Raw genomic sequence first — 25,399 nt, 5'->3', positions numbered from 1 at the left:
CGCCCCCGCCCTGCCCTTCGGCCCCTTTGACCCCGCCCGCGACCGCACGTTCGAACTGGCCCTGCGCGCCTTCGTGGCCGACCAGACCGGCTTTCCGCTCGGCTTTGTCGAGCAGCTCTACACCTTCGGTGATCTGGGCCGCGACGCCCCGCGCGCCACGCCCGGCCCGGATCAGGCGCGCGACATCTCGGTCGGCTATCTGGCACTCACCGCCGATGCGCCCGATGACCCCAGTTTCGGCGCCTCTGGCCGCGACGCCGCCTGGACGCCCATCTTCCACGTCTTTCCCTGGGAAGACCGCCGCCGAGGCCCGCCTGCCGTTATGGAGCGCCTCGCCCCCGGTCTGACCGCCTGGGCGGGCGACGACGCCGCACGCAAGGGTCGCGTGGACGCTCTCTTCGCCCTCTCGCCCGGCGCCCGCTGGAACGAAGAGCGCGTGCTGGACCGCTATGAGCTGCTCTATGAAGCCGGCCTGGTCGAGGAGGCCGCGCGCGACAACGGCCGTCCCGTGCCCGCTTCTCCGGGCGACCTGCCCATGGCGTCGGACCACCGCCGAATCCTGGCCACAGGCGTCGCCCGCCTGCGCAGCAAACTCAAATATCGGCCTGTCCTGTTCGACCTGACGCCCCCGACCTTCACCCTGTCGGCGCTACAGGCGGCGGTAGAGGCGGTGGCGGGCCTGTCACTGCACAAGCAGAACTTCCGCCGAGGGGTCGAACGCACCGGCCTGGTCCAGCCCACCGGCGTTTTCACTAGCGACACCGGCGGCCGCCCCGCCGAACTGTTCCGCCACGTCCGCCCCGAACCGGGCGACGGCGGCGCCTTCGGCCTGTCGCTGCCCGGACAGCGTTGAACAGCCGTTCAAATTTCTTCGCCGTCATGGCTTGCGGCCATCGCAGCCTTTGATTAGAGAAGCCGCTCGCTCAGCCCCATTAGGGACTTTCGGCCTGCGGAGAGGTGGCAGAGTGGTTGAATGTACCGCACTCGAAATGCGGCGTACGTGGAAGCGTACCGGGGGTTCGAATCCCCCCCTCTCCGCCATTACTTCCTGACAAGCTGACCCGCCCGCCAGGGCGCACGGGCCTGATCGCACGCTTTGATCAGTCGAAACGCTCGATGCGCAAGGCCTCCATCCATCGCGGAGACGGCCGCCCAAGGGCGATCTGCTCCATCGCCTCCGCCGTGACGGCGGCCAGGGTCAGGCCCAGGTGCTGGTGCCCGAAGGCGTAGTGGATGGCCGGATGAGCCTGCAGCCTGCCGATCGCAGGCAAATAATCCGCCAGGATCGGGCGCGGCCCGCACCAGCGGTCCGGCGCGTCGGAGAAGGCGATGCCCAGCGCTTTCACATGCCGCTCGATCTGACGCCATTTCCGCGGGTCCGGCGGCGCCGACGGCCGCCCGAACTCGACATGGCTAGAGGCGCGCAGCCCCCCATTGAAGCGCGCCACGGCGAGGGCGCGATCCTCGAACACCGTCAACGGCAAGGCTTCAGGCCAATCGTGCTGCGCGGACTGGAGCGAATAGCCGCGCTCCCCGATCAGAGGAACGCGTACGCCGAGCGGCGTCAGCAGCGACGCTGACCACGCCCCCGCCGCGACGACGACCCGCTGGGCGTCCACGGTCGCGCCGTCTTCCAGAGCGATCTCGACGCCGTCGTCTACGAGCCTCAGGCGGCGCACATCGGCCTGAAGGATGCGCCCGCCCTGCTTCGTGAAGGCGATCGACAGGGCGTCGCGGACGCTCTGGGGTTCGCTGGCCTGTCCCGTGCCGGTGAAGCGGATGCCCCCGGCAGGGCGCGCTTTCAGGACCGCGTCATAGGCGGCCAGTTCCTCCGTCTCCATGGGGCGGAAGCGGGCGTTTCCCGTGCGCGCGCCGCGCCAGGCTTCAAGGCCCCGTCTCGCCGCCTCGGGCGTGGACCAGACGACCGCGTGGCCGGTCGGGCGGATCAGGCCGTCCGGCGCTTCGGCCAGGGCCGCCAACCGCATCCAGGCGCCCAGAGGATCATCGAGAAGTCGCGCCAGGATCTCGGCGCCGTGCGCGGCCTCCGCGGGGCGAGAGGCCGCCAGGAATCGCAGCGCCCACGGCCCCCACGACGCCACGTCTCGCGCCCGGAAATCCAGCGGACCGCCGAAAGCGAACAAGCGGCCGAACGCGCTTTTCAAGGTCGCGGCCGAGGGCATGGGTTCGCACTGCTCGGCGGCGATATGGCCGATGTTGCCGAAGGAGGCGCCGCGTCGCGGATCGCCTCGGTCAATCAGAATCGTCTCGAAACCCGCCGCCTGAAGCCTGAGAGCCGTCGCCGTTCCGACCAGGCCGCCGCCGATGACCGCCCAGCGCTGCGGCGTCCTCATGCAGAGGCGCCCTCGCCGAAGGGGTCGTCCAGGCTGTGCGACGGTTCGGTGAACCAGACCGGCCCGCCCTCGGTCATGTAGAAATGATCTTCCAGGCGGACGCCGAATCGGCCGGGAATGACCAGCATCGGCTCGTTCGAGAAACACATGCCGGGCGCCAGCGGCGTGGCGTCGCCGCGCACCAGGTTCGGCGCCTCGTGGATGTCCAGGCCGATGCCGTGGCCGGTGCGGTGCGGCAAGCCCGGCAGACGGTAGTCAGGGCCGTAGCCGAGGCCGGCCAGATAGCCGCGCGCGGCGTCATCGACGCTGTGACACGGCGCGCCGATACGGGCGGCAGCGAAGGCGCGAGCCTGGGCCTCCTTCTCGTGCATCCAGACGCGGCGGAAGTCGTCCGTCGGTTCGCCGAAGACATAGGTACGGGTGATGTCCGAGTGATAGCCGTCGACCAGAGTGCCCGTATCGATCAGCACCACGTCGTCAGCCTGCAGAGCGCGGTCGCCCTCGCCGCCGTGGGGCAGGCAGGTGTCGTCGCCGAACGAGACCAGGCAGAACCACGACCCGCCCCCTCCGCCCAGGGCGCGGTGTTCGGCGTCGATGAAGGCCATGACTTCAGACGTGCGGACCCCTGCCTTCAGCCAGCGGCGGGTGCGGCGCTGGACCTCCAGCGTGATGGCCTTGGCGCGTGTCAGCAACGCGATCTCGGCGTGCGACTTGAGGCTGCGCTGGGCCAGGATCAGCGGCGCGCCGTCGATAACTCGCTCCGCGCCGAGCGCTCGGCTGAGGCCCAGCCAGATGAAGGTCGCCGCCTGATCGTCGACCGCCAGGACGCCGCCTTCTGGCAAACGTCCCGCCGCCAAGGCGTAGGGGCTCTCTTCCTCTTCCCAGGTCAGGATGTCGCCGGCGGTGGCGTTCGACGCCGCCGTCAATCCCGCGACCTTATCCAGTTCAAACTGGGGACAGACGTACTCCACCCGACCGTCGGCGTGGATCAAGGCCCCGGTCAGCCGTTCAGAAGGATGCCAGTCCAAGCCCGTATAATAGCGTAGCGACGCCGTAGGACCGAGAAGCAACGCCGCCGTCCCTTCCGCCTTCAGCCGTGCGGCCAAGACCTGAATGCGAGCGCGCCGCTCGGCAGCAGTGATGGGACCGGCGGCAGGGGCAAGAAACGTCATGCTATCAACGTATACAGTATATTATTTATCGTTCTGTTTCTCTCATGGCTTGGGGCATCGAGCAAGAGCCGGACAGACGCGCTCCCCCGAAAACCCGCCATGCGCCCGAGCCATGATCCGTTCGGCGAGCAGCCTCAAGGCGTGACGATATGGCGCAAAAACGCCCTTTCGGACGAACCTTATAACAGATTGCCTTCAACTCGGCCCTTTCCTACCTAGGCGGCCATGCCTCGGTCGATGATGAAATTGGCGAACCTCTTCGCGGCCTTGATGCTGGTCATCGCCGTATTTGTGGTTGCGCCTGCGGCGGATGCGGCGACCTGCGCGCCCGACGCCGCGATCGCGCATCAGGCCATGGACATCGCCCACGGCGAGAATGGGGAACACGTCCAGGACGGATCCAAGGGCGATCACGACCGCATGGGCGGCGAGATTCACGGCCACTGCCATCACCCCGGCGAGCGCCCGTCCAGCGGCGATTTCAACATCGCCAGGCCCCAGGTCCAGGCCAGCCGCTACATCCTGCGCGACGACAGCACCGTGTCGTTCGCCTCTGACGGACTGAAGCGCCCTCCCAGAAGCTGATCGGAAGTCTGCGCCCTCGCGCGCCCTTCTTCTGATCATCTCTGGAAATCAAACATGTCTCCGACACATCGTCGTCGGCCGCGTCTGGCGGTCGGCTGCGCGCTCGCCGTGGTCGCCGTTTTCGGCGCCGCCCCAGCGTGGGCTGATCCCGCGCCCTCCTATGGCGAACTGCTCGCCCAACTGGGCCGAACGCCCGCCGCCGTCGAAGCCGACGCCCTCAGCGACGCCGCCGAAGCGCGCGTCCGTCAAGCGCGCGTCCGGCCCAATCCCAACCTGTCCATCAACCTTGAGAACGTCGTTGGGTCCGGCCCCTATTCCGGTCTCAGCGCAGGCGACCTCAGCTTGGCGTTCAGCCAGGATCTGGAGCTGTGGGGCCGCCGTACCGCAAGAGTGAACGCCGCCCGCGCTGATGCGGGCGCGGCGGCGTTGCGCCGCGGCCTGACCGTGGTCGAAACGGCCGCGCGGCTGGCCCTGGCCTATGCCGAGGCCGAGGCCGCCCAGCGCCGCGCCGCCCTTGCCGAGGAAGCGCTGACACTGGCCGTGGCCGACGCCCGCGCGGCCCTGGCCCTGGTCGAGGAAGGGCGCGAGCCCCTGCTGCGCGGCATTCAGGCGGAAAGCGAGGCCGCCGCCGCCCGCGCCAGCCTCGACGAAGCCAAGGCCGAGCGCGACGCCGCCTTCGCCCGTCTGAGCGCCGTCGCCATGCTGCCGACGCCCGCCACCTCGATCGAGGCCGGACTGTTGGACGCGCCGACGACGCCCTCCGCCCGATCCGAACGCGAGGCGCCGACGGTGCGGGCAGCCGAGGCCGAGGCCACGGCGGCCGAGCGCCGCATCGACGTCGAGCGCATCAACGGCCGTCCTGACGTCACCGCCAGCGTCGGCGTGACCCGCTTCGGCGAGAACGATGAGACGGCCATGACCTTCGGTCTCAGCCTGCCCTTGCCGCTGTTCGACCGAAACCGGGGCAACATCGACGCCGCGCGCGCCGAACACCGGGCCGCCGAGGCGCGCGTCATGCAGGCGCGTCAGGACGCCGGAGCCGACCGGGCCGCCGCTGGAGCGCGCCTGGCCTCTTCGGCCAGCCGGGTATCGGCCGCCGACGCGGGCGTGACCGCCTCCGAGGAGGCCTATCGCCTGTCGCGCATCGGCGCCGAGGCCGGGCGCATCTCGCAACTGGAGCTGCGCACCGGACGCGCCGCCCTGATCAACGCCAGATCCGCAGCCGTCGACGCCCGTATGGCGCGCGTCCGCGCCGAGATCGATCTGGCGCGCCTGGAAGGCCGCGCCCCCTTTGAAGGAAGCCGCTGATGCGCAAGCTGTCGTCAAACAAGAAGGTCAACATCGCCGCGGCCGCCGCCGTGCTGCTTCTCGGAGGAAGCGCGCTCTATCTGGGCGGCTTCCGATCGGACCCGTCTCCCGCCCCCGAGGCGACGAAGACCGAGACGAAGGGCGAAGCCGCCGAGGCGCCCGAGGGCTTGGTCGAACTGACCGCCGAACAGCTTCAGGCGGCCGGAATCTCGGTCGTCGCCGTCTCGCGCGGCGGAGGCGGCGAGACGCGCCTGTCCGGCCGGGTGGAGGCCATGGTCGACGCGCGCGCCGCCGTCGGCGCCGTGGTCGGCGGCACGGTCGAGCGTGTGCTGGTCGCGCCGGGTCAGACGGTACGCGCGGGCCAGCCGCTGGTCAGCCTGATCAGCGGCGACGGCGCCGCCCTCAGGGCCGAGATCGACGCGGCCTCGGCCGCCGCGACCGCCGCGCGTCAAGCGCACCAGCGCAACCGCAACCTGGCCGATCAGGGCGTCGTCGCCCGCCAGGAAGTCGAGGCCTCGCAGGCTCAGGCCGCCAGCGCCGAGGCCCTGGCCCGCGCCGCGCGGGCGCGGGCGGCGGCGGCCGGGTCGCCCAACGCCTCGGGCCGGATGAGCGTGGTCAGCCCCATCTCAGGCGTCGTGACCAATGTTCAGGTCGGCCCCGGCGGCTTCGTCGCCCAAGGCGCGGTGGTGGCCGAAGTGACCAATCCGGCGCGGGTCGAGCTGGTCTTCAGCGCCCCGCCGCATCTGGCGGCCCAAGTGCGCCTCGGCTCGCACGTTCGCGTCACCGGTCCGCAGGGCGAATTCAACGCCCTGGTCACGGGCGTCGCCGCCGACGCCGGTCTGCAAGACAGCGGCGCCACCGTGATCCGCGCTCGGCCCGAAGGCGGCCGCCTGCCGCCCGCCGGATCGCCCGTCACCGGCGCGGTCGTCACCGAAGGTCAGACCGGCGGCGCCCTGACCGTGCCGTCCGAGGCGGTACAGACGGTCGACGGCACCACGGTGGTCTTCGTCCAGGCGGACGGCGGCTTCCGCGCCCAGCCGGTGCTGGCGGGGCGTCAGGCCGGGGGGTCCACCGAGATCCTGCGCGGCCTGACCGGGAGCGAGAAAGTCGCCTCGACCAACGCCTTCCTGCTCAAGGCCGAACTGGCCAAGGGCGAAGCCGAGCACGGCCACTAAGGGAGGGCGATCATGTCCAAAGTCATCATTGAAGCGTCCGTCCGCTTCCGCTGGTTCATCGTCCTGGCCACGACCCTGGTCGCGGCGTGGGGCCTGTTCCAGCTGACCAAGCTGCCGATCGACGCCGTGCCGGACATCACCAACCGTCAGGTGCAGATCAACACCGTGGCCCCCGCCCTGGCCCCCGAACAGATGGAGCGTCAGGTCACATACCCGCTGGAAACGGCGATGGCGGGCATTCCGGGAATCCAGAGCACCCGCTCCCTGACCCGCAACGGTTTCAGCCAGGTGACGGTCATCTTCAGCGACGCCACCGACATCTATTTCGCCCGCCAGCAGGTGGCCGAGCGGATGGCCCAGGCGCGTGAGAACCTGCCCGAGGGCGTCGAACCGGCCCTATCGCCCATCACCACCGGCCTGGGCGAAGTCCTGATGTGGACGGTCGACCTCACGCCCTTCGACGCCAAGACGGCGCGCGCGGGCCGCCCCGGCTGGCAACCCGACGGCGCCTATCTGACGCCCGAGGGCGAGCGGCTGGACACGCCGCAGGCGCGGGCCACCTATCTGCGCACCGTGCAGGACTGGATCATCGCGCCCCGGATGCGGACTGCGCCCGGTCTGGCCGGCGTCGACGTCAACGGCGGCTATGTGAAGGAATACGCCGTCCGCCCCGATCCGGCGCGGCTGGCCGGCTATGGCCTCAGTCTGAATGATCTGATCCAGGCGCTGGACCGCGCCAACACGCAAGCCGGCGCGGGCTATATCCAGCGTGCGGGCGAGGCCCTGACCGTGCGCACCGACGCCCTGGCCCAGACCGTCGACGATCTGGCCCAGGCGCCCGTAGTCAACCGCAACGGTCTGGTCGTGCGGGTCGCCGATGTGGCGACGGTCGAGATCGGCCGGGCGCCGCGTCTGGGCGGGGCCAGTCGCGACGGCCATGAGGCGGTCATCGGCACGGCCCTGATGCTGGCCGGCGAGAACAGCCGCACCGTGGCCCAGGCCTCCGCCGAACGGCTGAAACAGATCAGCGCCAGCCTGCCGCCCGACATCGTGGCCGAGCCGGTGCTGAACCGCAGCGCCCTGGTCAACTCGACCATCAAGACGGTGGCCAAGAACCTGACCGAAGGGGCGCTGCTGGTCATCGTCGTGCTGTTCCTGCTGCTGGGGAACATCCGCGCGGCGACGATCACGGCCCTGATGATCCCGATCAGCTTCCTGTTCGCGGTTATCGGCATGAACCGCTTCGGCATCAGCGGAAACCTGATGAGCCTGGGGGCGCTGGACTTCGGCCTGCTGGTCGACGGCGCCGTGGTGGTGGTCGAGAACACCCTGCTGCGCCTGGGCCAGAAGCGCGCCGACCTGGGCCGCGCCCTGACCCGCCACGAACGGCTGGGCGTCGCCGCCGGCGCCGCCCGTCAGATGGTCAAGCCCGCCGCCTTCGGCCAGCTGATCATCCTCTTGGTCTTCACGCCCCTGCTGATGCTGGAAGGGGTCGAGGGCAAGACCTTCATCCCCATGGGCGCCACGGTCATGCTGGCCCTGGTCGGCGCCTTCATCTTCTCCTTCACCTTCGTCCCGGCCATGGCCGCCCTGCTGGTGAAGGAGCCCAAGACCGTCCACGTCGATGAGAACGGCGAAGCGGAGGAGCACGAGACCTTCCTGCTGCGCCACGCGCGCCGCTGGATCGAACCAGCCATCCGCGCCGCCGTTGCGCATCCGAAGACGGTGCTGGCCTCGGCCTTCGGGGCCCTGCTGGTCGGCGCTCTGGCCTTCACCCTGCTGGGGCGCGAGTTCATCCCGACCCTGGACGAAGGCGACATCGCCATGCAGGCGCTGCGCGTACCCTCGGCCTCGCTGGAGCAGTCGCTGGCCATGCAGATGGCGTTGGAGCGGGTCATCAAGGCCCAGCCGGAGGTGAAGACCGTCTTCTCGCGCACCGGCACGGCCGAGGCGGCGGTGGACCCCATGCCGCCGAACATCTCCGACGCCGTCATCGTGTTGAAGAAGCGCAAGGAATGGCCCGATCCCAAGCTGCCGAAGGAGGAGCTGATCGCTCGTATCGAGAAGGCCGCTTCGACCCAATTGGGCAACGCCTTCGAGTTCAGCCAGCCGATCGAACTGCGCTTCAACGAGCTGATCTCGGGCGTCCGCACCGATCTGGCGGTCATGGTCTATGGCGACGACTTCGCCCAGCTTCAGGCGACGGCCGATCAGGTGGCCAACGCCCTGCGCGATACGCCCGGTTCGGCCGACGTGCGGGTAGAGCAGGCGTCCGGCCTGCCGACCCTGACGGTCAGCGTCGACCGCTTCGCCGCCGCCAACTACGGCCTGTCGGCGGCCGACGTGTCCGAAGCCGTCTCGGCCGCCATCGGCGGCGCCGAGGCAGGCCAGATCTTCGAGGGCGACCGCCGCTTCGACGTGGTGGTCCGCCTGTCGGACGCGGAACGCAACGACCCCGCCGCCCTGAACGCCCTGCCCGTCACCACGGCGAGCGGCGCGACCATTCCCCTGTCCTCGGTCGCCCGCATTCAGGTGAAGGAGGGCCAGAACCAGATCAGCCGCAACGACGGCAGCCGCCGCATGGTGGTTCAGGCCAATGTGCGCGGCCGCGATCTGGGCGGCTTCGTCGCCGACGCCCAGAAGCAGGTCGATCAGCAGGTCAGCTTGCCCGCAGGCTATTCGCTCAAATGGGGCGGGCAATTCGAGAACCTGAAGCGGGCCGAGCAGCGGTTGGGCCTGGTCATCCCGGTGGTCTTCGTCCTGATCGGCATCCTGCTGTTCATGGCGCTGGGGTCATTCGCGGAGGCGGGACTGGTGTTCGCCTGCGTGCCTCTGGCCCTGGTCGGCGGGGCGCTGTCGCTGTTGCTGAGGGGGATGCCCTTCTCGGTCTCGGCGGCGGTCGGCTTCATCGCCGTGTCGGGCGTCGCGACCCTGAACGGCTTGGTGCTGATGCAGGCCATCCGCGAGCGGTTGCAGGCGGGGCAGACGCCGCGCGACGCGGCCCTGCTCGGCGCCTTCAGTCGTCTGAGAGCGGTGCTGACCACGGCCCTGGTCGCCATTGTCGGCTTCATCCCCATGGCCATCGCCACCGGGGCCGGCGCCGAGGTTCAGAAGCCGTTGGCCACCGTGGTCATCGGCGGCCTTCTGACGGCGACCGCCCTGACGCTGCTGGTGCTGCCGACCTTCGCGGCCAAGGCCGTCAAACACCGCAAGACGGAAGGAATAGAGGATTGAGCGGATCGCATCATGGAGAGGGGCTTCAGCGCCGCACCCTGCTGATCGTGCTGGTGCTGAACGTCCTGCTGTTCGTCATGCTCGGACTCGGCGGCCTGTTCGCCGAGTCCAGCGCCCTGCTGGCCAACGCCGCCGACAACGGCTCGGACGCCATCGTCTATCTGATCAGCTTCCTGGCGGTCGGGCGGGCGATGGCGTGGAAGCGCGGCGCCGCCCGGCTGTCGGGGATCATGCTGCTGATCTTTGCGGCCGGGGTGCTGATCGACGTGGGGCGGCGCTGGATCGTCGGGACCGAGCCGGTCGGTTGGACCATGATGGGCCTGGCCGTCATCGCGGCGGCGGTGAACCTGATCTGCCTGATGCTGATCCGGCGTCAGGGCGGCGACGACGTCAACATGCGCGCGGCCGAGACCTTCAGCTTCAACGACTTCGCCTCGAACGGCGGCATCCTGATCGCCGGGGGTCTGGTCATGGCGCTGAACCAGGCGTGGCCGGACTTGGTGGTGGGGCTGATCGTGGCGGCCATCGCGGTGAAGGGCGGCGTCGACATCCTCAAGGACGCCCGTGAGAGTCGGCCCGTTTCGCAAGAAACCGAGGCGAACGCCGAAACCTGAACCGTCGCGGGCAGCCGGGGAGCCCCCGCGCTTGCCCGCGATAGCGAACATTTGTCGGCGCCGGGCATTTAGCCTGTCGAGGAGAACCGACATGGCCGCTCGCCCCACATGGCAAGGACACCTGAAACTGTCGCTCGTCACCTGCCCGGTGGCGCTCTACACCGCGACGACCAGCGCCGCCGACGTGCGCTTTCACCTGATCAATCCGGACACCCACAACCGCATCCGCATGGTGCCGACCGACCCCGACGCCGGTCCGGTGGAGCGCAGCCATCTGGTGCGCGGCTATGAGGTGTCCAAGGACGAATACGTCCTGTTCGACGACGCCGATTTCGACCAGGTGCGGCTGGACAGCACCAAGACCATCGCCATCGACAAGTTCGTGGACGAGACCGACATCGACCGCCTGTATTGGGACGATCCCTTCTTCGTCGTTCCCGAGAAGGGCGCGGGCGTCGAGGCCTTCGCCGTCATCCGCGACGCCATGCAGAAGCAGGGCAAGGTCGCGCTGGGTCAGCTTGTCCTGCGCGGCAAGGAACGCCAGCTGGCGCTGGAGGTGCGCGGCAAGGGCCTGCTGGCCTACACCCTGCGCGCCCATGACGAGGTGCGCGACGCCGACGACTATTTCGACGACATTCCCAAGGTGAAGCCCGACGCCGACATGGTCGAGATCGCCGCCCGCATCATCGCCCAGAAGGAGGCAGACTTCGACCCGACCGCCTTCAAGGATCGCTACGACGACGCCCTGCGCGAGATGATCAAGGCCAAGACCAAGGGCGGCAAGGGCCTGGTCGACGTGGCCGAGCCGGACGACACCAACGTCATCGACCTGATGGCGGCGCTGAAGAACAGCCTGAAGGGTTCGGCCGGCGCCGCGCGCAAGCCGGCGTCCAAGAAACCCTCGCCGCGCAAGAAATCGGCCTGATCGTCACTCCATGCCCATCTTGCGCAGGGCGGGTCTCAGGCTGACGGCGGCGGCGCGGAAATCGGCCCAGGGATCGGGCCGCTCAAGCAATTCGGGCCAGACCCACAGATTGTAGTCCGCGGGCCTCAGTCCCGGCTTCACCTGATCCCACGACAGGGGAAAGGCGATCCCCGCCGCCGGCCGCGCACGCGGCGACCAGGGCGCCACGGCGGTCGCCATCCGGCCGTTGCGCAGATAGTCGATAAAGATCTTTCCGCCGCGCGCCTTCTTGGCCAGGGTGGTGGTGAAGCGGTCCAGCGCCTCGGCCTTGATCGCCTCGGACACGACCTTGGCGAAGGCCTTGTTCTGCTCCCAGGTCACGCGGGAACGCCCGTCGGCGCGGATCGGCGCGACCACATGAAGACCCTTGCCGCCCGTCGTCTTGACGAAGGGCTTGAGGCCCAGCGCCTCCAGCTTGGCCTTCACCACAAGAGAGGCCGCGATCACGTCGTCGAAGCCCAATCCCACGTCGGGGTCCAGGTCGAAGGTGATCTGCTCCGGCGTCTCGGGATCGCCCGGCTTGCAGCCCCAGGGATGCAATTCCAGCCCTCCCGACTGGGCGACGGCGGCCAGGCCGCCCACATCGACGACGGCGACATAGGGCGTGCGCGCCTTCACATCGATCAACTTCAGACGAGGGTTCGATCCGGTCATGGCGTGGCGCTGGAAGAAAATCTCGCCTTCGATGCCGTCCGGGGCGCGGATGATCGACGTGGGCCGGTCAGCCACATGGGGCAGCAGGCGCTCGGCCGCCGCCTCGTAATAGCGCGCCAAGTCGGCCTTGGTGATGGGCGGACGACCTTCGCTCGCCGGCCACAGCACCTTGTCAGGGCTGGAGATGACGACGCCCGCCACCATGACCTTGCCGCCCTTTTTCGACGTCGACGGCGACGCGGGCGGCTGGGGCGACTCGGTGACGTCCTCAGCGGTCTTGTCGTCGCGCAGGCCCTTGAAGGCCGCCTGCCGCAACGAACCTGACTCGGTGTAGCCGCCGTGCTCGATCTCGGCGACCAGCCTGGGTTTCACCCAGTGAACGTCCGGGCCGCCGTCGGGCGCGCCTGCGCCGGTGAAGGGGCTCTTGTCCGCCGCCTCGGCCTTCAACGCGGGGATCAGCAACCGCGTCGCCGCCTCGCCGAAGCCCGTCCCGACGCGCCCGAGGTATTTCAACCCGCCCTTCTCGCGCACCCCGACCAGCAACGACCGGAACCGACGGCCGCCCTCCGACGACCAGCCGCCGATGACGACCTCGTCGCGCCCCCGGCACTTCGACTTGACCCAGGTCGAGGACCGCCCGGCGTGATAGGGCGCGTCCAGCTTCTTGGAAATCACGCCCTCCAGATGCATCCGGCAGGCGCTTTCCAGCACCGCCTGCCCCGTCGAGGCGAAATGCTCGACGTAGCGAAGACGCCCTCCAGCCTTGGCGCCGAGGCGGTCGATATAGGCCTGCAATCGCGCCTTGCGGTGCGACAGCGGCAGCTTACGCAGATCCTCCGCCCCCTCGAACAGCAGGTCGAAGGCGAAATAGACCAGCCGCCCCGTCTCCCCCTCGGATATCGCCGCCTGCAGGGCGCTGAAGTCCGGCATGTCATCCTCGTCCAAGGCGCACAGTTCACCGTCGATCACCGCATCGGGCCAACCGGCCGCATCCGCCGCCAGCTCAGGGAAGCGATCGGTCCAGTCCAGGCCCTTGCGGGTCCGCAGCACCGCCTGACCGCCGCCGACCCCGATCTGCAGCCGATAGCCGTCGAACTTGATCTCATGCGCCCAACCAGCCGCCGAGGGCGGATGATCGACCGCCTTGCATAGCTGGATCGGCACGAAGGCGTGCGGCTGCTTCGCCTTGGACGCCGCCTTGGACGGCGCGGGCATCGGCGGCGCCTTGCGGCGGGTCGGCTTGGAGGATGTCCATTGCGCGTCCCCCTCGGCGATCTGGGCCAGCGAGCGGCCGGTCGTCACCGAGGCGTCGATCTCGGCCAGGGCGTCGCCCTCGCCAGCCACGGCGTATGCGTCCTTCTCCTTCAGCAGCAGCCAGTTGTTGCGCTTGGACGGCTTGCCCCGATCGCTCTTCAGCCGGATCAGCGCCCATTTGCCTTTCAGTCGCTCGCCGTGAAGAATCATCTTGATCTGGCCGCGCGCCCAGGCGGCCTCCAGGTCCGGCTCCAGCGGATCCCAGGTTCCAACGTCCCACAGCTGCACCGTGCCCGCGCCGTAGTTGCCCGCCGGGATCGTCCCTTCAAAGTCGCCATAGTCGAGCGGATGGTCCTCGACCTCGACCGCCAGGCGTTTGACCGACGGGTCGCGCGACGGGGCCTTGGTCACGGCCCAGGACTTCAGCACCCCGTCCCCCTCGATGCGGAAGTCGTAGTGCAGTCGGGTCGCCGCATGGCGCTGGATTACGAAGCGCCGCGCGCCGTCTCCGGCCCGCTTGGCGCCCTTGGGTTCCGGCGTCTGCTCGAAACGCCGTTTGGCCTGATAGGTCTTCAGTTCGCCGCGCATGGGCGATTAATCCGCCCGCGAGGAAACCGTTGCGCGGGGGGCCGGCGGCGATCAGACGCCCGTGATCGCTCCATCGGCGCGGCTCACGCCGACCCGCTTCAACGTCGTGACCTCGAACGGCTTGGCGAAGATGGTCGAGACCTGCATCAGGGCCGCCTCGGCCCGGTTCTCGGTCAGGGTCAAAAGGATGAAGCCCTTGGCCGACTGGTCGCAGAAGCGCACCTCGTCATTGGCCTGCATCAGCGCCGCGCCCAGGGGGAAGCCGCCGATGGCGTCGCCGATCGAGGGACTGGAGACCGCGCTGGTCCCGAACTCGACCGCCCGGCGCGCGCCGTCCGCGTCCTTCAGCTCATTGACCCAGAAGGCATGGCTGTCGCCGGCCAGGACGATGGGCTGCACCCCCGCCTCGGCGAAGGCGGCGTAGAGCCGTTCGCGCCCGGCCGGATAACCGTCCCAGGCGTCGAGGTTGAACGGCAGGCCCATCTTGAACAGGAACAGGGCCTGTTCGAACTGGTCGCGATAGGCTTCGGGGATTTGGGCCATCAGGCCCTGGACCTGGGCCTCGGTCAGGGTGCGCGACACGTCGGGACCGGCCACGCGGGCCATGACGACCTGATTGCCCAGCACCTGCCACGGACGGCCCTTGGCCTTGGAGGCGGCCAGTTCGCGCTTCAGCCAGTCGCGCTGCTGCGGCCCCATCAGGTCGCGGGACGGATCGTTCAGCTTGGCGCGGAAGGCGTCCAGGTCCAGCACCGGCTCGCCGTCCGGGCCGTCCTTGGCGGTCAGATCCCTGTCATAGGCCAGCGGTTCGGTGCGGCCGGTCAGGCGGGTCTCGACCATCATCAGGCTGGCCAGATCGCCGAAGTGGAAGCTGCGGTGGATCGCCTCCTTCAGCGCGCCGGGCGCGGCTTCGCGGATCGGCATCCACTCATAATAGGCCTTCAGCGCCGCCGCCTTGCGTTGGGCGAAGTCGCCTTCGGTCTCGGGCTGATGGTTCTCGGCGCCGTGCAGCCAGGCGTCGTTGGCCGTTTCGTGATCGTCCCAGACGCAGATGAAGGGCGCGCGGGCATGGGCGGCCTGAAGGTCGGCGTCGCGCTTGTACTGGGCGTGGCGCAGCCGATAGTCGGCCAGGGAGACGATCTCGTGCGCCGGTTCGGGCACGCGACCCAGCTTCGGCCCCGTCGCCATGCCATAGGCATCGGAATCCGCCCCGTATTCGTAGATGTAGTCGCCCAGGTGGACCACGGCGTCGAGGGTCGGCAGGGCGGCGATCGACTCATAGGCGTTGAACAGGCCGCCGGGGTGCAACTGGCACGACACCACCGCCAGATTGACCGGCGTGATCCCCTCCGCCGCCAGAGTGCGGGTGCGGCCCATGGGCGAGCGCGTCTCGCCCACAGCGAAGTCGTAGCGATAGTCGCGGCCGGGGCGCAGGCCCGCCGCGTCGACCTTGACCGTATAGTCGCGTTCAGCCCCCGCCTCGAACCGGCCCGAGGCGACGACGCGGTCGCCCTGCCCGTCCAGCACGCGCCAGGCGACCGAGACCGGCCCGACATGACCGTCCGCCGGGGTGACGCGCGTCCACAGGATCACCCGGTCGGTCGCCGGATCGCCCGAGGCCACGCCGTGGGCGAAGACGACGGCGACAGCTTCGCCCGTCGGGACCGTAGCGCAGCCCGCCGCCGCGCCCGCGCCGAACAGGCCCAGAAGGCCGCGACGGTTCATGGTCATGGCTCTGGTCCTCAGTAGCGCAGGGTGAAGGCGACGCCGTAGCTGGCGCCCCGCCCGGCGATGAAAGTCGGCAGGCCCAGCGCATCGCCGGTGTTGCCCGCGTCCTTGATGTATTCCTCGTCCAGGATGTTGTCGCCGAAGGCCTCAACGCCCCAGTTCCCCGACGACGGGGCGTAGCGCACCCGCAGGTTCAGCAGGCCGTAGCCGTCCTGGTACTCGTCCTGCACGGTGTCGGCGACGAAGTTGCCGGTCTGCAACTCCGGGCGGTCGTTGTCGTCGTCGAAGAAGACCTTGGACTGCCAGGTGTAGGTCGGCTGGACCTCGATGGTCCCGGTCTCGACCGGCAGGCGCCAGGTCGCCCCGATCGATGCCATGTGGTCCGGCGACAGGCGGAAGCGGTTGCCGTCGCGCGCGCCTCCGTCGAAGCGCGAGTGGTTGTAGCCGTAGGTGCCGAACAGATCGAAGGTCGGCGTCGCCGCGAAGGCGACCTGGCCCTCAAACCCATAGGCGTTGGCCTTGCCCGCATTGACAGTGACGAAGCGGGTGCCGTCCTGCTCGGTCGTCTGGAAGTTGTCGTAGGCGTAGTGGAACACCGCCCCGTCCAGGCGCAGGCGGCGATCCATCAGCGCCGTCTTGTAGCCGACCTCGAAGCTGTCGACGGTCTCGGCGGGGATGACTTCAAAGGTCGGGGCGCCCAGCGGAACGGACGGGCCGCGCACCTCCAGCACCTCGGGGCGACGGCCGCGCGCATAGTTGGCGTAGAGGCTGGCGTCGTCCGACAGGGCGTAGCGCGCCGTCAGACGCCAGGTGAAGCCGTCGTCCTCGTGATCCGCCTGGATCAGGTCGCCGTTACCAGCAGTCGGCTGGGCGGTCAGGGCGAACAGCGGCAAGCCCGAAGCTGCGGGCAGGTTGGCCGCGCCCGGCGTCGCCAGGCCCGTCAGGATGGCCGTGATCTGCTGCTGCAGCCGCTGGGCGCCGGCCATGTCGCCGGCCAGGGCCAGGCGTTGCGCCTGAGCGCCGAGGGTCTGCACCGCCACCAGGCCGCCGGCGATGGAGCGGCCGTTCAGCACCGCCGCCGAATAGCCCGTCGTCTTGTCGTCGCGCGTCCAGCGCACCCCGCCCGAGAACTCCAGACGATCGGTCGCCTTGAAGGTCAGGTCGCCGAACAGGTCATAGGAGGTCAGGTCGGCCCGGTTGGTCGCCGTCTCGATGTGAGCGGGCTTCAGATTGCCGACGATGCCGGGGATCAGCGGATGCGCCGCAGCGGGCAGCATGGACTGCAGGATGCCGCCCATCAGCAACGGTGTCGGCGCGGCGTAGACCATCTTCAATCGCTGGTCGCCCAGCGGCGTCGCCAGTTGCAGCAGAGCCAGACGCTCGTCGAACTGGGTCGGCATCCGTTGGAAGCCTTCCTCGCTGAAATAGCCGGCACCGACGAAGCCCGAGAAGCGGCCGCCGTTGTCGAAGTTCAGGCGGAACTCCTGGCTCCACTGTTCGCCATAGGCGTGCTCGGCCGCCGTCAGCAGCGGCAGCGACGTGCCGTCCGGATCGAACACCTCGGTCGAGTCGAACTGGCGATAGGCCGTGGTCGAGTTCAGCGTCAGCGACGGCGACAGATCCCACTTCACCAGGCCCGTCACGCCCCAGACCTCACGATCCAGACCCAGGCCGACGCCGCCGTCAAAGTCCGCGCCCGACGTCAGGGCCGCCCCGTCCCAAGGCGCACGCCCGCCCAGGGAGGCGCCCGTCCTCGGATCGAACGGATCATAGGCGATCGACTTGAACGAGGTGCCGCTGGCCGAATCCGTCTGATAGTTGGCGATCAGATCGGCGCGCAGATTGTCGGTCGGCGCCCAGGCGCCCGACAGGCGCAGCGCCTTGGTCTCGATCGAGTTGTAATCCTCGCCGCCCAGCAGGTTCTCGACCGTGCCGCCGCGCGTCTTCATCCGCGCCGCCAGGCGCAGGGCGCCGGTCTCGCTCACGGGCGCGTTCACGAATCCCTCGACGGCGCGATAGTCCAGGTCGCCCGCCTCGATGCGAGCGCCGGCGTCGAACCGGCCCGGACGGGCGCGGTTCTGCACCAGATTGACCGCGCCGATCAGGGCGCCGCGGCCGTAAAGGGTCGACTGCGGCCCCTTGGCCACCTCGACCCGCTCCATGTCGAACAGTTCGACATAGGAGCCGCGCGACTTGGAGATCGACACCCCGTCCTGGAACACCGACACGCGCGGCTCGGCGGTGGCGGCGCCAGAGTCCGAAGTGATGCCGCGCATCACGAAGCCCGGATTGTTCGGCGACTGGTTCTGCACCAGGAAGCCCGGCACGAAGGCCGACAGCTGGTCGAACTCCTGCACCCCCAGGTTTTCCAGGAAGTCGCCGCTGTAGGCCGTCAGGGCGAAGGGCACCTCGATCGGATCTTGGGCGCGCAGCTGGGCCGTCACCACGATGTCGTCCACGGCGGTCGTCGTCTCGCCCGGCGAAACGCTTTGAGCATGGGCGGCGCCCGCCGCCATCAGGCCCGCGACGGCGGCGCCCGCCAGAAATCCACGCTTGAGGCTGATCGGCTTCATGGTCTTACCCCCTGAGAAAGCAGGGCAGACCTAAAGACGCTGAATGTCGCGGGCGCGACGCGGCGGTCACGGGCGAATGAAGCTGCAACGGCAGAACCGCGAAATTCGCTCGCCGCACAGCCTATCTTTCAAATCGCGTCAGGCGTACAGTCTATCGAACACTAGGGCTTCAGACCGCTGGCGGCCTCGAAGCCATGAGCCGTCCGCCGACATCGATACGCCTTCGCGTTTAGGGCTGTCTCAAGAGTTTGGCCGCCGAGACGACAGAATGCTCACCGTCTCGCGCCAGTTTCGTGAAGACCGCATCCAACACCGCAGCCCATCGGGCGGTCGCTAGGCCGCACCGGCCTGAGACAGGCTTTCGCGGACACGTTCCAGTGCGAGCTCGACAGGCTCTTCGATGTTCATCAGAGCGAAGCTGCCGTTCAGGTCGAAGACACAGTGGCCGTGGACGACGGCGATCAGAGAACGCGCCAGACGCGGTGCGCCGGGCTGAGCCTTCGCCGGCAAGACAGCCGTCACCTCGTTGACGATGATCTGGGTCAGGTCGCCGCGACGCTGGTTCTGCTCGTCGGTCAGGGCGACGTCCGGCGGCAAATGGTGTTCATAGATGGCGCGCCAGCTATGGGGATTGGCGCGCGCGAAGCCGAAATAGGCTTCGACCAGGCATCGGATGCGGTCTGGGCCGCTGCCTTCCAGCGCCTGACGCACCTCTTCCGCCCAGAGCTGGAAGGTTCGCGTGTTGATGGCGATCAGCAGCTGATCCAGCGTACCGAACACGTTGTAGAGGGTGCCGATCGAATAGCCGACGCGCTTGGCCACCTCGCGCGCCGAGAAGCGCGCAAAGCCCACCTCGGCCATGTGCTTGTGGCCTTCGACCACGAAAAGCCGCTCCAGCTCCTGCCGCGTATGATCCGATCGCCTTCCCATTAACCCTGCATAGCAGAAGCTGCGCAGAGAGCGGGAAGAAACGTCAGTTTTCGTTTTTTATTGATCGATGCTCATTTAAGGATATGAATTGCGCCCGACAGGGTGCTTTCGCGCCCTTCCGCATTCGCCTTGAGGCTTCCCATGACCGCGCTTCGCTTCCCGTCGTCCGCTTCGACCGCCGTCCTGCTTCTCGGAGCCGCCCTGGCGGCCTCGGTCGCTCAGCCTGCGGCCGCCGAAAGCGCTGACTGCCGACGCGCCTCCGGTCCGGTCGAGACCGCCATCTGCTCGACCCCGGCCCTCGCCGCATTGGACGCCAAGATCGCTGAACGCTATGGAACGGCGATCAGGGGTTATGACGCCGCTAGCGCCGAGGCGCTTCGTCGCGACCAGCGCGCCTTTCTTGCGGCCCGCAACGCGGTCGGCGCGCGGCTGACGGGCGCCGACCTGATCGAAGAACTGACCGATCAACTGACGCGGCGTGAAGCATTCTTGACCGATCTGGGCAACGACCCGCTGGTCAGCGTGGTCGGCCGCTGGCGCAATCTCAACGGCGAGATCGTCGTCAACCAATGGGCGACCGGCGTCCTGACGTTCACGGCCACGGCCGCCGACCCGCGCGGCGATGGCTGGTCCTGCGAGGTCGACGGCAGCGGCGACTGGATCGACGAAGACGAAGCCCGCTTTGACGACATCAGCGGCGCCGCCGCCTGGTCGCTGAACGTAAAGGCCCAGGGCGCGACGCTTGTCGTCAAGGAGACGATCGAGAACGGCGCCGACGCCGTCCCCTATTGCGGTGCGGGCGGCACGCTCTCGGGAACCTACTTCCAGGCGGTGCGTCTGCCGGACCCGTCGCGATGATCCGCGCGGCCCTTAAGGGATGGTCCTCGGGCTGGCGAGAACGCCTGGGCTGATGAACTGTCGGCGCCCGGTCCAGGTCAGCAACTTGACCAAGGTTCCGCCCGGCTTGGCGAAGTCCTCGCACGCTTCGGGGCGGGGAGGCTCAGGCGCGGCCGCGACCAGCGCGCCTTGCCGCAGCCCTTCGTAGTAGAGGGCGAAATCCGCCTGCTGCGCTTCGGACAGCACGGACTGCCCGAACGCCATCTCCTCGCGGGCGCTGTCGATGATCAGGCGACTGTCGTCCTCTGACAGACGTTCGCACAGCAGGCCGATCATGACCAATCGCTCGATACGGACGGCCAGTCCCGCCTGAGCCTTGACCAGATCATACTGGAGCTTGGCGTACTCGGGACTGGCCGCCATCCATTCCTTCAGGGCGGCCCGGGCGGCCTCTTCGTCGGCCCCGGCGGGTTGAGCTGCGGCGACGCCGGCCGCACTCATGAACAGCGTCGCAACCAACCCGCTCGCGAAACGACGAAGCGCCATCAGATGCCCCTTGCAATGCATACGCGCCTTCCCCGGCCTCAGCCCGGAATCGGGCCGATCGGCCAGTTGCTCAGCGATTCCATATCGCCTTCCTCGGAGGGACAGGGCGTATAGAGGGTGAAGGCCACATCGCCTTCGAAATACCAGTCAGCGCCCTTCTCATAGCCGACGATGCCGGTGGAGTAGCAGACCGCCGCCTTGCTGCCGTCCGGGATCATCAGAATGGCCCAGTTGGTCGACCCCGCGCCCGCCGGATCATAGCCGTGAAGCAACAGACGCCCGCGTGTCTCCGTCACCACGCCGACGACGTTGCCGTCAAAGACGATGGACTTCTGGATGTCGCGATCCACGCCCGAGGCGACCATGGCCGCACGCACGTCCGGATGCTGGAAGAAGGTGACGCCCTGCACCGGCTCAGTAGGATGCTTGCCGACATAGGCCGACAGCGGCGGCGCCTCGCCGTTCCGGTCAGGCGCAGTTGCCGGCGCTGCGGACGACGCCGGGACATCGGCTTCAGCCGGGGTCGGGGCGGCGGCCGCCCCCTCTTCGGCCTGCGAACAGGCGGCGAGCGTCGCGGCCAAGGCGAACGCGAGCAAGGTTCTCAGGGTCATGCAAATTTCCTTCGACGCTTAAGCGACAGATCCTCGCCCAAGGGCAGGACTTATTGATCCACGGCGCGCATCTCGATCGTCAGCGGCTCTTCAGCGGTTCCACGCCCGAAAAGGCTGGCGGTGATCATCTGCCCTTGCGACGCCGCAAACGGCGCGCTCTTCATCGAACGGCCGCCGTCGAGTTCATCGTCGAACACGGTGAAGCGCGTGCACGTCGCCTCACCCAGGCGATCGGCGAACGCCTGATCGATCTCGCCGCGCCAGCCCGGCAGGGTCGTCGGCGCGGACATTTCGATCGTCTTGCCGACGATCCGGCCGTCGCGCCGCCAGCTGTAGCTCACCCCATCCGACGCCGCGGCCGTACAGCCCGTCCGGCCGCAATGCAGCGCGCCCACGGGCGCCTGCTCGCGAAGCTGCTGCTGTTGCGCCTGCGACAGCGTCTGGCCGATGAACAGGTCGCCCTTGTCCAGCGACGTACAGACGGTGCTTTGAGCAAAGGCGCCCGTCACCGCCAAGGAAGCGGCCGCAGTCAGGCTCATCATGAAAATACGCACGCAGACCTCCTTGGTCTCTGGCGTCGCCGCAGCGACGCTGATGTCGTCTTAGCAGCTGGGAACGCGGCTCTGGGCGTCCAGTCGAAACTGGCCGTCGGCGCCGCGCGTATAGGTCTCTTTGAAGCTGGCGGAGCCGGTGTAGGACACCGTGAAGCTGCGGCCCTGTTCGGCGGCCGTGATCACCCCGTCGACGCCCGCCTCGCCGTCATCGGCGCTGGCGTCCGAGAAATAGGTCTGGATGCGCGCGATCCGCACCGGGCCGGACGGGGTCAACTCCGTCAGTTCGGCATAGCCGCACCCGCGCCCCTGCCACACGCCGCCAGCCTCGGTATAGAGGACCGGATTGGCCGCGATCGCCTTCGTCCAGCCCCATCGCAGAGCCGGGTTGCCGACAACGCCCGCCGCGCCGACATCCAGCCACTCGCCCTGAAGCGCATAGGGGTAGCGCGGCGCGCCCGCGTCATGGTCGAGATAGTGGACCGCGTTCATGCCGCTGCAGGCCTGCCCCGTGCATTCGTTGGCTCCCGTGCTCACCAGGGCGACGCGCGTGTCGGACAGCGGAATGAAGGCCAGCGGCACAAAGCTGTAGACGTCGTCGCCGACCTTTCGCACCGCCTCGTTCCGTTGAGCCTCAGGGAAGGCGACGACAAAGGCGGCCGGTGTTCCCGTCAGGACATTGTCACGGTCCACATCCTGGATTTCGATCAGCGACTGAGCCGAAGCCGGCAGCGCCGCGGCCACGGCGAACGCAGCGAGACACACGGCGGCGATGGTCTTTGAGGATTGCATACGAGACTCGTTTCTCGACTGGAGACAGGGATCGACTAACGCCGCAACGCATGGCGCGAAGACAATTAAACACTGTTCATAATCGATGACAACCCGCCTTTTTCCATCGCGTGACCAGGGCTTGCACGCCCGGATCGGCGGACCGCGCCGCCGTGCGATCTCGGACACAAAAACTCGTCATGAAATTAGAAATTCTACATTAGAAACGCGCCGCTCACGTGCCTTATTGCGCGCCCAATTGTGACTTTTATTGCGGTGCAACATTTCCATGATCAGGCCATCCCTGACCGTTCTCGCCTTCTTCTCAGCCGCTGGAGCGTGCAGCGCCGCACACGGGGAAGTCTCTGAGAATCTAACAGATCAATCCGCAACGACGTCGGCCTACTCCGTCTCGGATGTCGTCGTGACAGGCTCCAACATCCGCCGCGCCAACACCGAGGGCTTCAACCCGGTCCAGGTGATCGGGCGCGAAGAGCTGGAGAGCTCGGGCAAGTCGACCACGGCGGACCTGCTGCGCTCGATCTCGGCCAATACCGGCAACGGCTCGAACGAGACCCAGAACAGCGGCTGGTCGTCGGGCGCGGCGGGCATCGGCCTGCGCGGCCTGTCTCAGAAGAACACCCTGGTGCTGCTGAACGGGCGGCGCGTGGCGAACTACGGCTTCCCCGGCGGCGGCCTGTCGGACACCTTCGTCAATCTGAACGCCCTGCCGATGGTCGCGACCCAGCGGCTGGAGGTGCTGAAGGACGGCGCCTCGGCCGTCTATGGCTCGGACGCGGTGGCGGGCGTCACCAACATCATCACCCGCCAGAACTTCCAGGGCCTGGAGTTCGGCGCCAGCTATGGCGTCGCCGGTCAGGGCGGCCTGGAAACCTCGACCGCCAAACTGGTCGTCGGCCACGGCGATCTGGAGACGGACGGCTACAACATCCTGCTGTCGCTGGAGGCTTATACTCGCAACCGGCTGGATCAGGACCAGCGCGACCTAACCAAGTCGGGCATCTACACCGACCTGCCTGGCGGCCGCTGGAACGGCTGGTCGGCCAAGGGCGCGCGCTTCCTGGTCGACGGCAAGTCCGTGCCCTTCCTCGACGTCCAGGGCCAGTGCCCCGAAGGCATGGTGCTGACCGCCAGCGCCCCGATCGACGGCCTGGCCGGCGACACCTGCGCCATCAACTTGGCGCCGCACACGACCCTGATCCCCTCGACCGACCGCTATCAGGCCTATCTGTTCGGGACCAAGCGTCTGACGCCGCAGATCGAGGCCTTTGGCGAGGTGCTCTATTCCTATGTCGAGGGGGCGTCCCTGTTCGGCTCCAGCCCCTTCTTCACGCTGGAAGGCGGGCGGTTCGCGCTGAACGCCGAGACCGGGCTGGCCGAGCCGGTGTCGAACCTGCTGCCCGCCAACAATCCCTACAACCCCTACGGCGTCGCCACGCCGATCGAATACACCTTCTTCGATCTGGGTCGGACGCTGAAGACCAATGAGTCGAAGTCCTATCGTGCGCTGGGCGGGGTGCGCGGCCGCCATGACCGCTTCGACTGGGAGGCCGCCGTCTTCGCCTCGGGCAGCGACGAGCGCGAGACGGTGTCGGGCGGCTTCGCCCATCGCTGGAACCTGGTCGACGCCCTGGCGAACGGCACGCTGAACCTGCATGAGCCCGGCGCCACGCCGCAGGCCGTGCTGGACGGCATCCGCCTGTCGACCCTGCGTCCGGCGGAATCGCGCCTCTATGGGGCCGACTTCAAGATCTCGGGCGAGCTGTTCAACCTGCCCGCCGGTCAGATCGGCTACGCCGCCGGGGTCGAGTTCCGGCACGAGAGCCTGGTCTCAAGCAATCCGTGGCAGATCGACGCCGGGCTGCAGATCCGCCCCGCCATCGCCGCCGTGGACGGCGAACGCGACGTCTGGGCCGCCTATGCCGAGTTCAACATTCCGGTCCTGAGCAACCTCGACGTTCAGGTCGCCGCGCGAGCCGATGAATACAGCGACTTCGGCAGCGCCTTCTCGCCCAAGGCGGGCGTGCGATGGAAGCCGCTGGACTGGCTGGCGCTGCGGGCCTCGGCTTCGCGCGGCTTCCGGGCGCCGTCGCTGTCGGAGAACTCGGCCTCGACCATGATCTCCTACGGCTCGGTCATCGACCCCTATGACCCCGACCTGCCCAATTCACGCCAGAGCCCGACCTTCTTCACCGTCGGCAACACCAATCTGGAGCCGGAAAAGACCCGCTCCTACAATCTGGGCGTCGTCTTCACCCCGACGCGTGACACGGCGCTGAGCATCGACTGGTATCAGATCAAGCTCGACAACCTGATCGGCACGGGAAACACCACCGCCATCGTCCAGGGCAACAACCCCGCCGACGTCATCCGCGACCCGCGCGGCAAGCTGCAGGCCGTCTACAACCGCTATCGCAACCTGTCGGCGCTGGAGACCTCGGGCATCGACGTGGACTTCAGCCAGCGCTGGCGCACCGAGGACTGGGGACTGGGCGATTGGGGGACGTTCACCGCCTCCAGCGCCTATACGCATCTGCTGGAATACAAGCGGCCGAACGCGGCGGGCGGGCCGCTGCTGGACTACGCCGGATCGAACCGGGGCGCGACCCTGCCGGCGCACAAGGCCACGACGCGCCTGGCCTGGAACCGCGACGTCTTCGACGCCAACCTGACCTGGTATTACACCTCAGGCTATGATCAGGTGCCGGTTGTCGGGGGACAATCGCGCGTGGACGCCTATCACCAATTCGATCTGTATGCGGCGTGGTCCGGGCTGGAGCGCGTGACGCTCTACGCCAAGATCGAGAACCTGCTGGACGAAGCGCCGCCGCACGACGCCTCCTTCCCCGGCGTGCGCGCCCCCTATGACTTCGGCCAGTACGATCTGCGTGGACGCTATTTCCGCGTCGGCTTCGACGTCCGCTTCTGATTG

At 68.3% G+C, this 25,399-nt stretch carries 19 protein-coding genes and 1 tRNA gene; 10 read left to right on the top strand and 10 right to left on the bottom strand.

Annotated features, from left to right (window positions below; translation table 11 throughout):
* The coding region (locus BJP32_RS11880; protein WP_076224267.1) for an NAD regulator at positions 1–853 on the top strand (853 nt) is incomplete at its 5' end.
* Between the two features lie 98 nt (positions 854–951).
* Positions 952–1,041, top strand: a tRNA-Ser gene (locus BJP32_RS11875).
* 59 nt (positions 1,042–1,100) lie between these two features.
* Here BJP32_RS11875 and BJP32_RS11870 read toward each other — a convergent pair.
* Positions 1,101–2,351 (bottom strand): FAD-binding oxidoreductase, encoded by a 1,251-nt coding sequence (locus tag BJP32_RS11870; protein ID WP_076224265.1) that lies wholly within the window; start codon positions 2,349–2,351, stop codon positions 1,101–1,103.
* Entirely contained in the window at positions 2,348–3,523 is a 1,176-nt protein-coding gene (locus BJP32_RS11865; protein WP_076224264.1) for a Xaa-Pro peptidase family protein, read from the bottom strand. Before BJP32_RS11865 ends, BJP32_RS11870 begins: the two co-directional genes overlap by 4 nt.
* A 237-nt stretch (positions 3,524–3,760) precedes the next feature.
* Here BJP32_RS11865 and BJP32_RS11860 point away from each other — a divergent pair, with 237 nt between their 5' ends.
* The 6 genes from BJP32_RS11860 (at position 3,761) to BJP32_RS11835 (ending at position 11,364) form a co-directional block, all read left to right on the top strand.
* The gene (locus BJP32_RS11860; RefSeq protein WP_083673977.1) at positions 3,761–4,108 is read left to right on the top strand and encodes a hypothetical protein; all 348 of its coding nucleotides are present in this window, start codon (positions 3,761–3,763) and stop codon (positions 4,106–4,108) included.
* A 54-nt stretch (positions 4,109–4,162) separates the two neighbouring features.
* Positions 4,163–5,416, top strand: coding sequence for a TolC family protein (locus BJP32_RS11855; RefSeq protein WP_076224260.1), 1,254 nt, complete (start codon positions 4,163–4,165; stop codon positions 5,414–5,416).
* Positions 5,416–6,591 (top strand): efflux RND transporter periplasmic adaptor subunit, encoded by a 1,176-nt coding sequence (locus BJP32_RS11850; protein WP_076224258.1) that lies wholly within the window; start codon positions 5,416–5,418, stop codon positions 6,589–6,591. Before BJP32_RS11855 ends, BJP32_RS11850 begins: the two co-directional genes overlap by 1 nt.
* Positions 6,592–6,603: 12 nt before the next feature.
* On the top strand, positions 6,604–9,825 hold the full coding sequence (locus BJP32_RS11845; RefSeq protein ID WP_076224257.1) for an efflux RND transporter permease subunit: 3,222 nt from the start codon (positions 6,604–6,606) through the stop codon (positions 9,823–9,825).
* The gene (locus BJP32_RS11840; RefSeq protein ID WP_076224255.1) at positions 9,822–10,439 is read left to right on the top strand and encodes a cation transporter; all 618 of its coding nucleotides are present in this window, start codon (positions 9,822–9,824) and stop codon (positions 10,437–10,439) included. The genes BJP32_RS11845 and BJP32_RS11840 overlap by 4 nt, the downstream gene beginning before the upstream one ends.
* 91 nt (positions 10,440–10,530) lie before the next feature.
* On the top strand, positions 10,531–11,364 hold the full coding sequence (locus BJP32_RS11835; protein ID WP_076224254.1) for a Ku protein: 834 nt from the start codon (positions 10,531–10,533) through the stop codon (positions 11,362–11,364).
* 3 nt (positions 11,365–11,367) lie between these two features.
* Here the strand turns inward: BJP32_RS11835 and ligD are convergent, their stop codons facing one another.
* From ligD to BJP32_RS11815, 4 genes are all read right to left on the bottom strand, one after another.
* Positions 11,368–13,899: a DNA ligase D gene (gene ligD / locus BJP32_RS11830; RefSeq protein WP_076224252.1), complete on the bottom strand. Its 2,532-nt coding sequence runs from the start codon at positions 13,897–13,899 to the stop codon at positions 11,368–11,370.
* A gap of 51 nt (positions 13,900–13,950) precedes the next feature.
* Complete coding sequence (locus BJP32_RS11825) at positions 13,951–15,630, bottom strand: alkaline phosphatase (protein WP_076224250.1); 1,680 nt, start codon at positions 15,628–15,630, stop codon at positions 13,951–13,953.
* A gap of 11 nt (positions 15,631–15,641) precedes the next feature.
* Positions 15,642–18,200: a TonB-dependent receptor gene (locus tag BJP32_RS11820; RefSeq protein ID WP_076224249.1), complete on the bottom strand. Its 2,559-nt coding sequence runs from the start codon at positions 18,198–18,200 to the stop codon at positions 15,642–15,644.
* 333 nt (positions 18,201–18,533) lie between these two features.
* Positions 18,534–19,130, bottom strand: a complete 597-nt coding sequence (locus tag BJP32_RS11815) for a TetR/AcrR family transcriptional regulator (protein WP_076224247.1) — start codon at positions 19,128–19,130, stop codon at positions 18,534–18,536.
* A gap of 141 nt (positions 19,131–19,271) precedes the next feature.
* On the opposite strand from BJP32_RS11815, the gene BJP32_RS11810 reads away from it, so the two are divergent.
* On the top strand, positions 19,272–19,988 hold the full coding sequence (locus BJP32_RS11810; protein ID WP_076224246.1) for a lysozyme inhibitor LprI family protein: 717 nt from the start codon (positions 19,272–19,274) through the stop codon (positions 19,986–19,988).
* Positions 19,989–20,000: 12 nt separating this feature from the next.
* On the opposite strand, the gene BJP32_RS11805 is transcribed toward BJP32_RS11810, so the two are convergent.
* The 4 genes from BJP32_RS11805 to BJP32_RS11790 all read right to left on the bottom strand — a co-directional run bounded on the left by BJP32_RS11805 (position 20,001) and on the right by BJP32_RS11790 (position 22,467).
* A complete protein-coding gene (locus BJP32_RS11805; protein WP_143255464.1) occupies positions 20,001–20,513 on the bottom strand; it encodes a hypothetical protein in 513 nt (170 codons plus the stop codon).
* Between the two features lie 38 nt (positions 20,514–20,551).
* A complete protein-coding gene (locus BJP32_RS11800; protein WP_076224243.1) occupies positions 20,552–21,124 on the bottom strand; it encodes a hypothetical protein in 573 nt (190 codons plus the stop codon).
* Between the two features lie 50 nt (positions 21,125–21,174).
* Complete coding sequence (locus BJP32_RS11795; protein ID WP_143255463.1) at positions 21,175–21,639, bottom strand: hypothetical protein; 465 nt, start codon at positions 21,637–21,639, stop codon at positions 21,175–21,177.
* Positions 21,640–21,726: 87 nt separating this feature from the next.
* Positions 21,727–22,467 carry a hypothetical protein gene (locus tag BJP32_RS11790; RefSeq protein ID WP_076224240.1) on the bottom strand — a complete coding sequence of 247 codons (741 nt, stop codon included), beginning with the start codon at positions 22,465–22,467 and terminating at the stop codon, positions 21,727–21,729.
* Positions 22,468–22,870: 403 nt separating this feature from the next.
* On the opposite strand from BJP32_RS11790, the gene BJP32_RS11785 reads away from it, so the two are divergent.
* Positions 22,871–25,396: a TonB-dependent receptor gene (locus tag BJP32_RS11785; protein ID WP_233126822.1), complete on the top strand. Its 2,526-nt coding sequence runs from the start codon at positions 22,871–22,873 to the stop codon at positions 25,394–25,396.
* Positions 25,397–25,399: the final 3 nt, after the last annotated feature.

Origin of the sequence: Brevundimonas sp. ZS04 (assembly GCF_001956865.1) — a bacterium.
Classification (GTDB): Bacteria; Pseudomonadota; Alphaproteobacteria; order Caulobacterales; family Caulobacteraceae; genus Brevundimonas; species Brevundimonas diminuta.
Note: the sequence above shows the minus strand (reverse complement) of the source record. Positions and strands in the feature narration are given on the sequence as shown.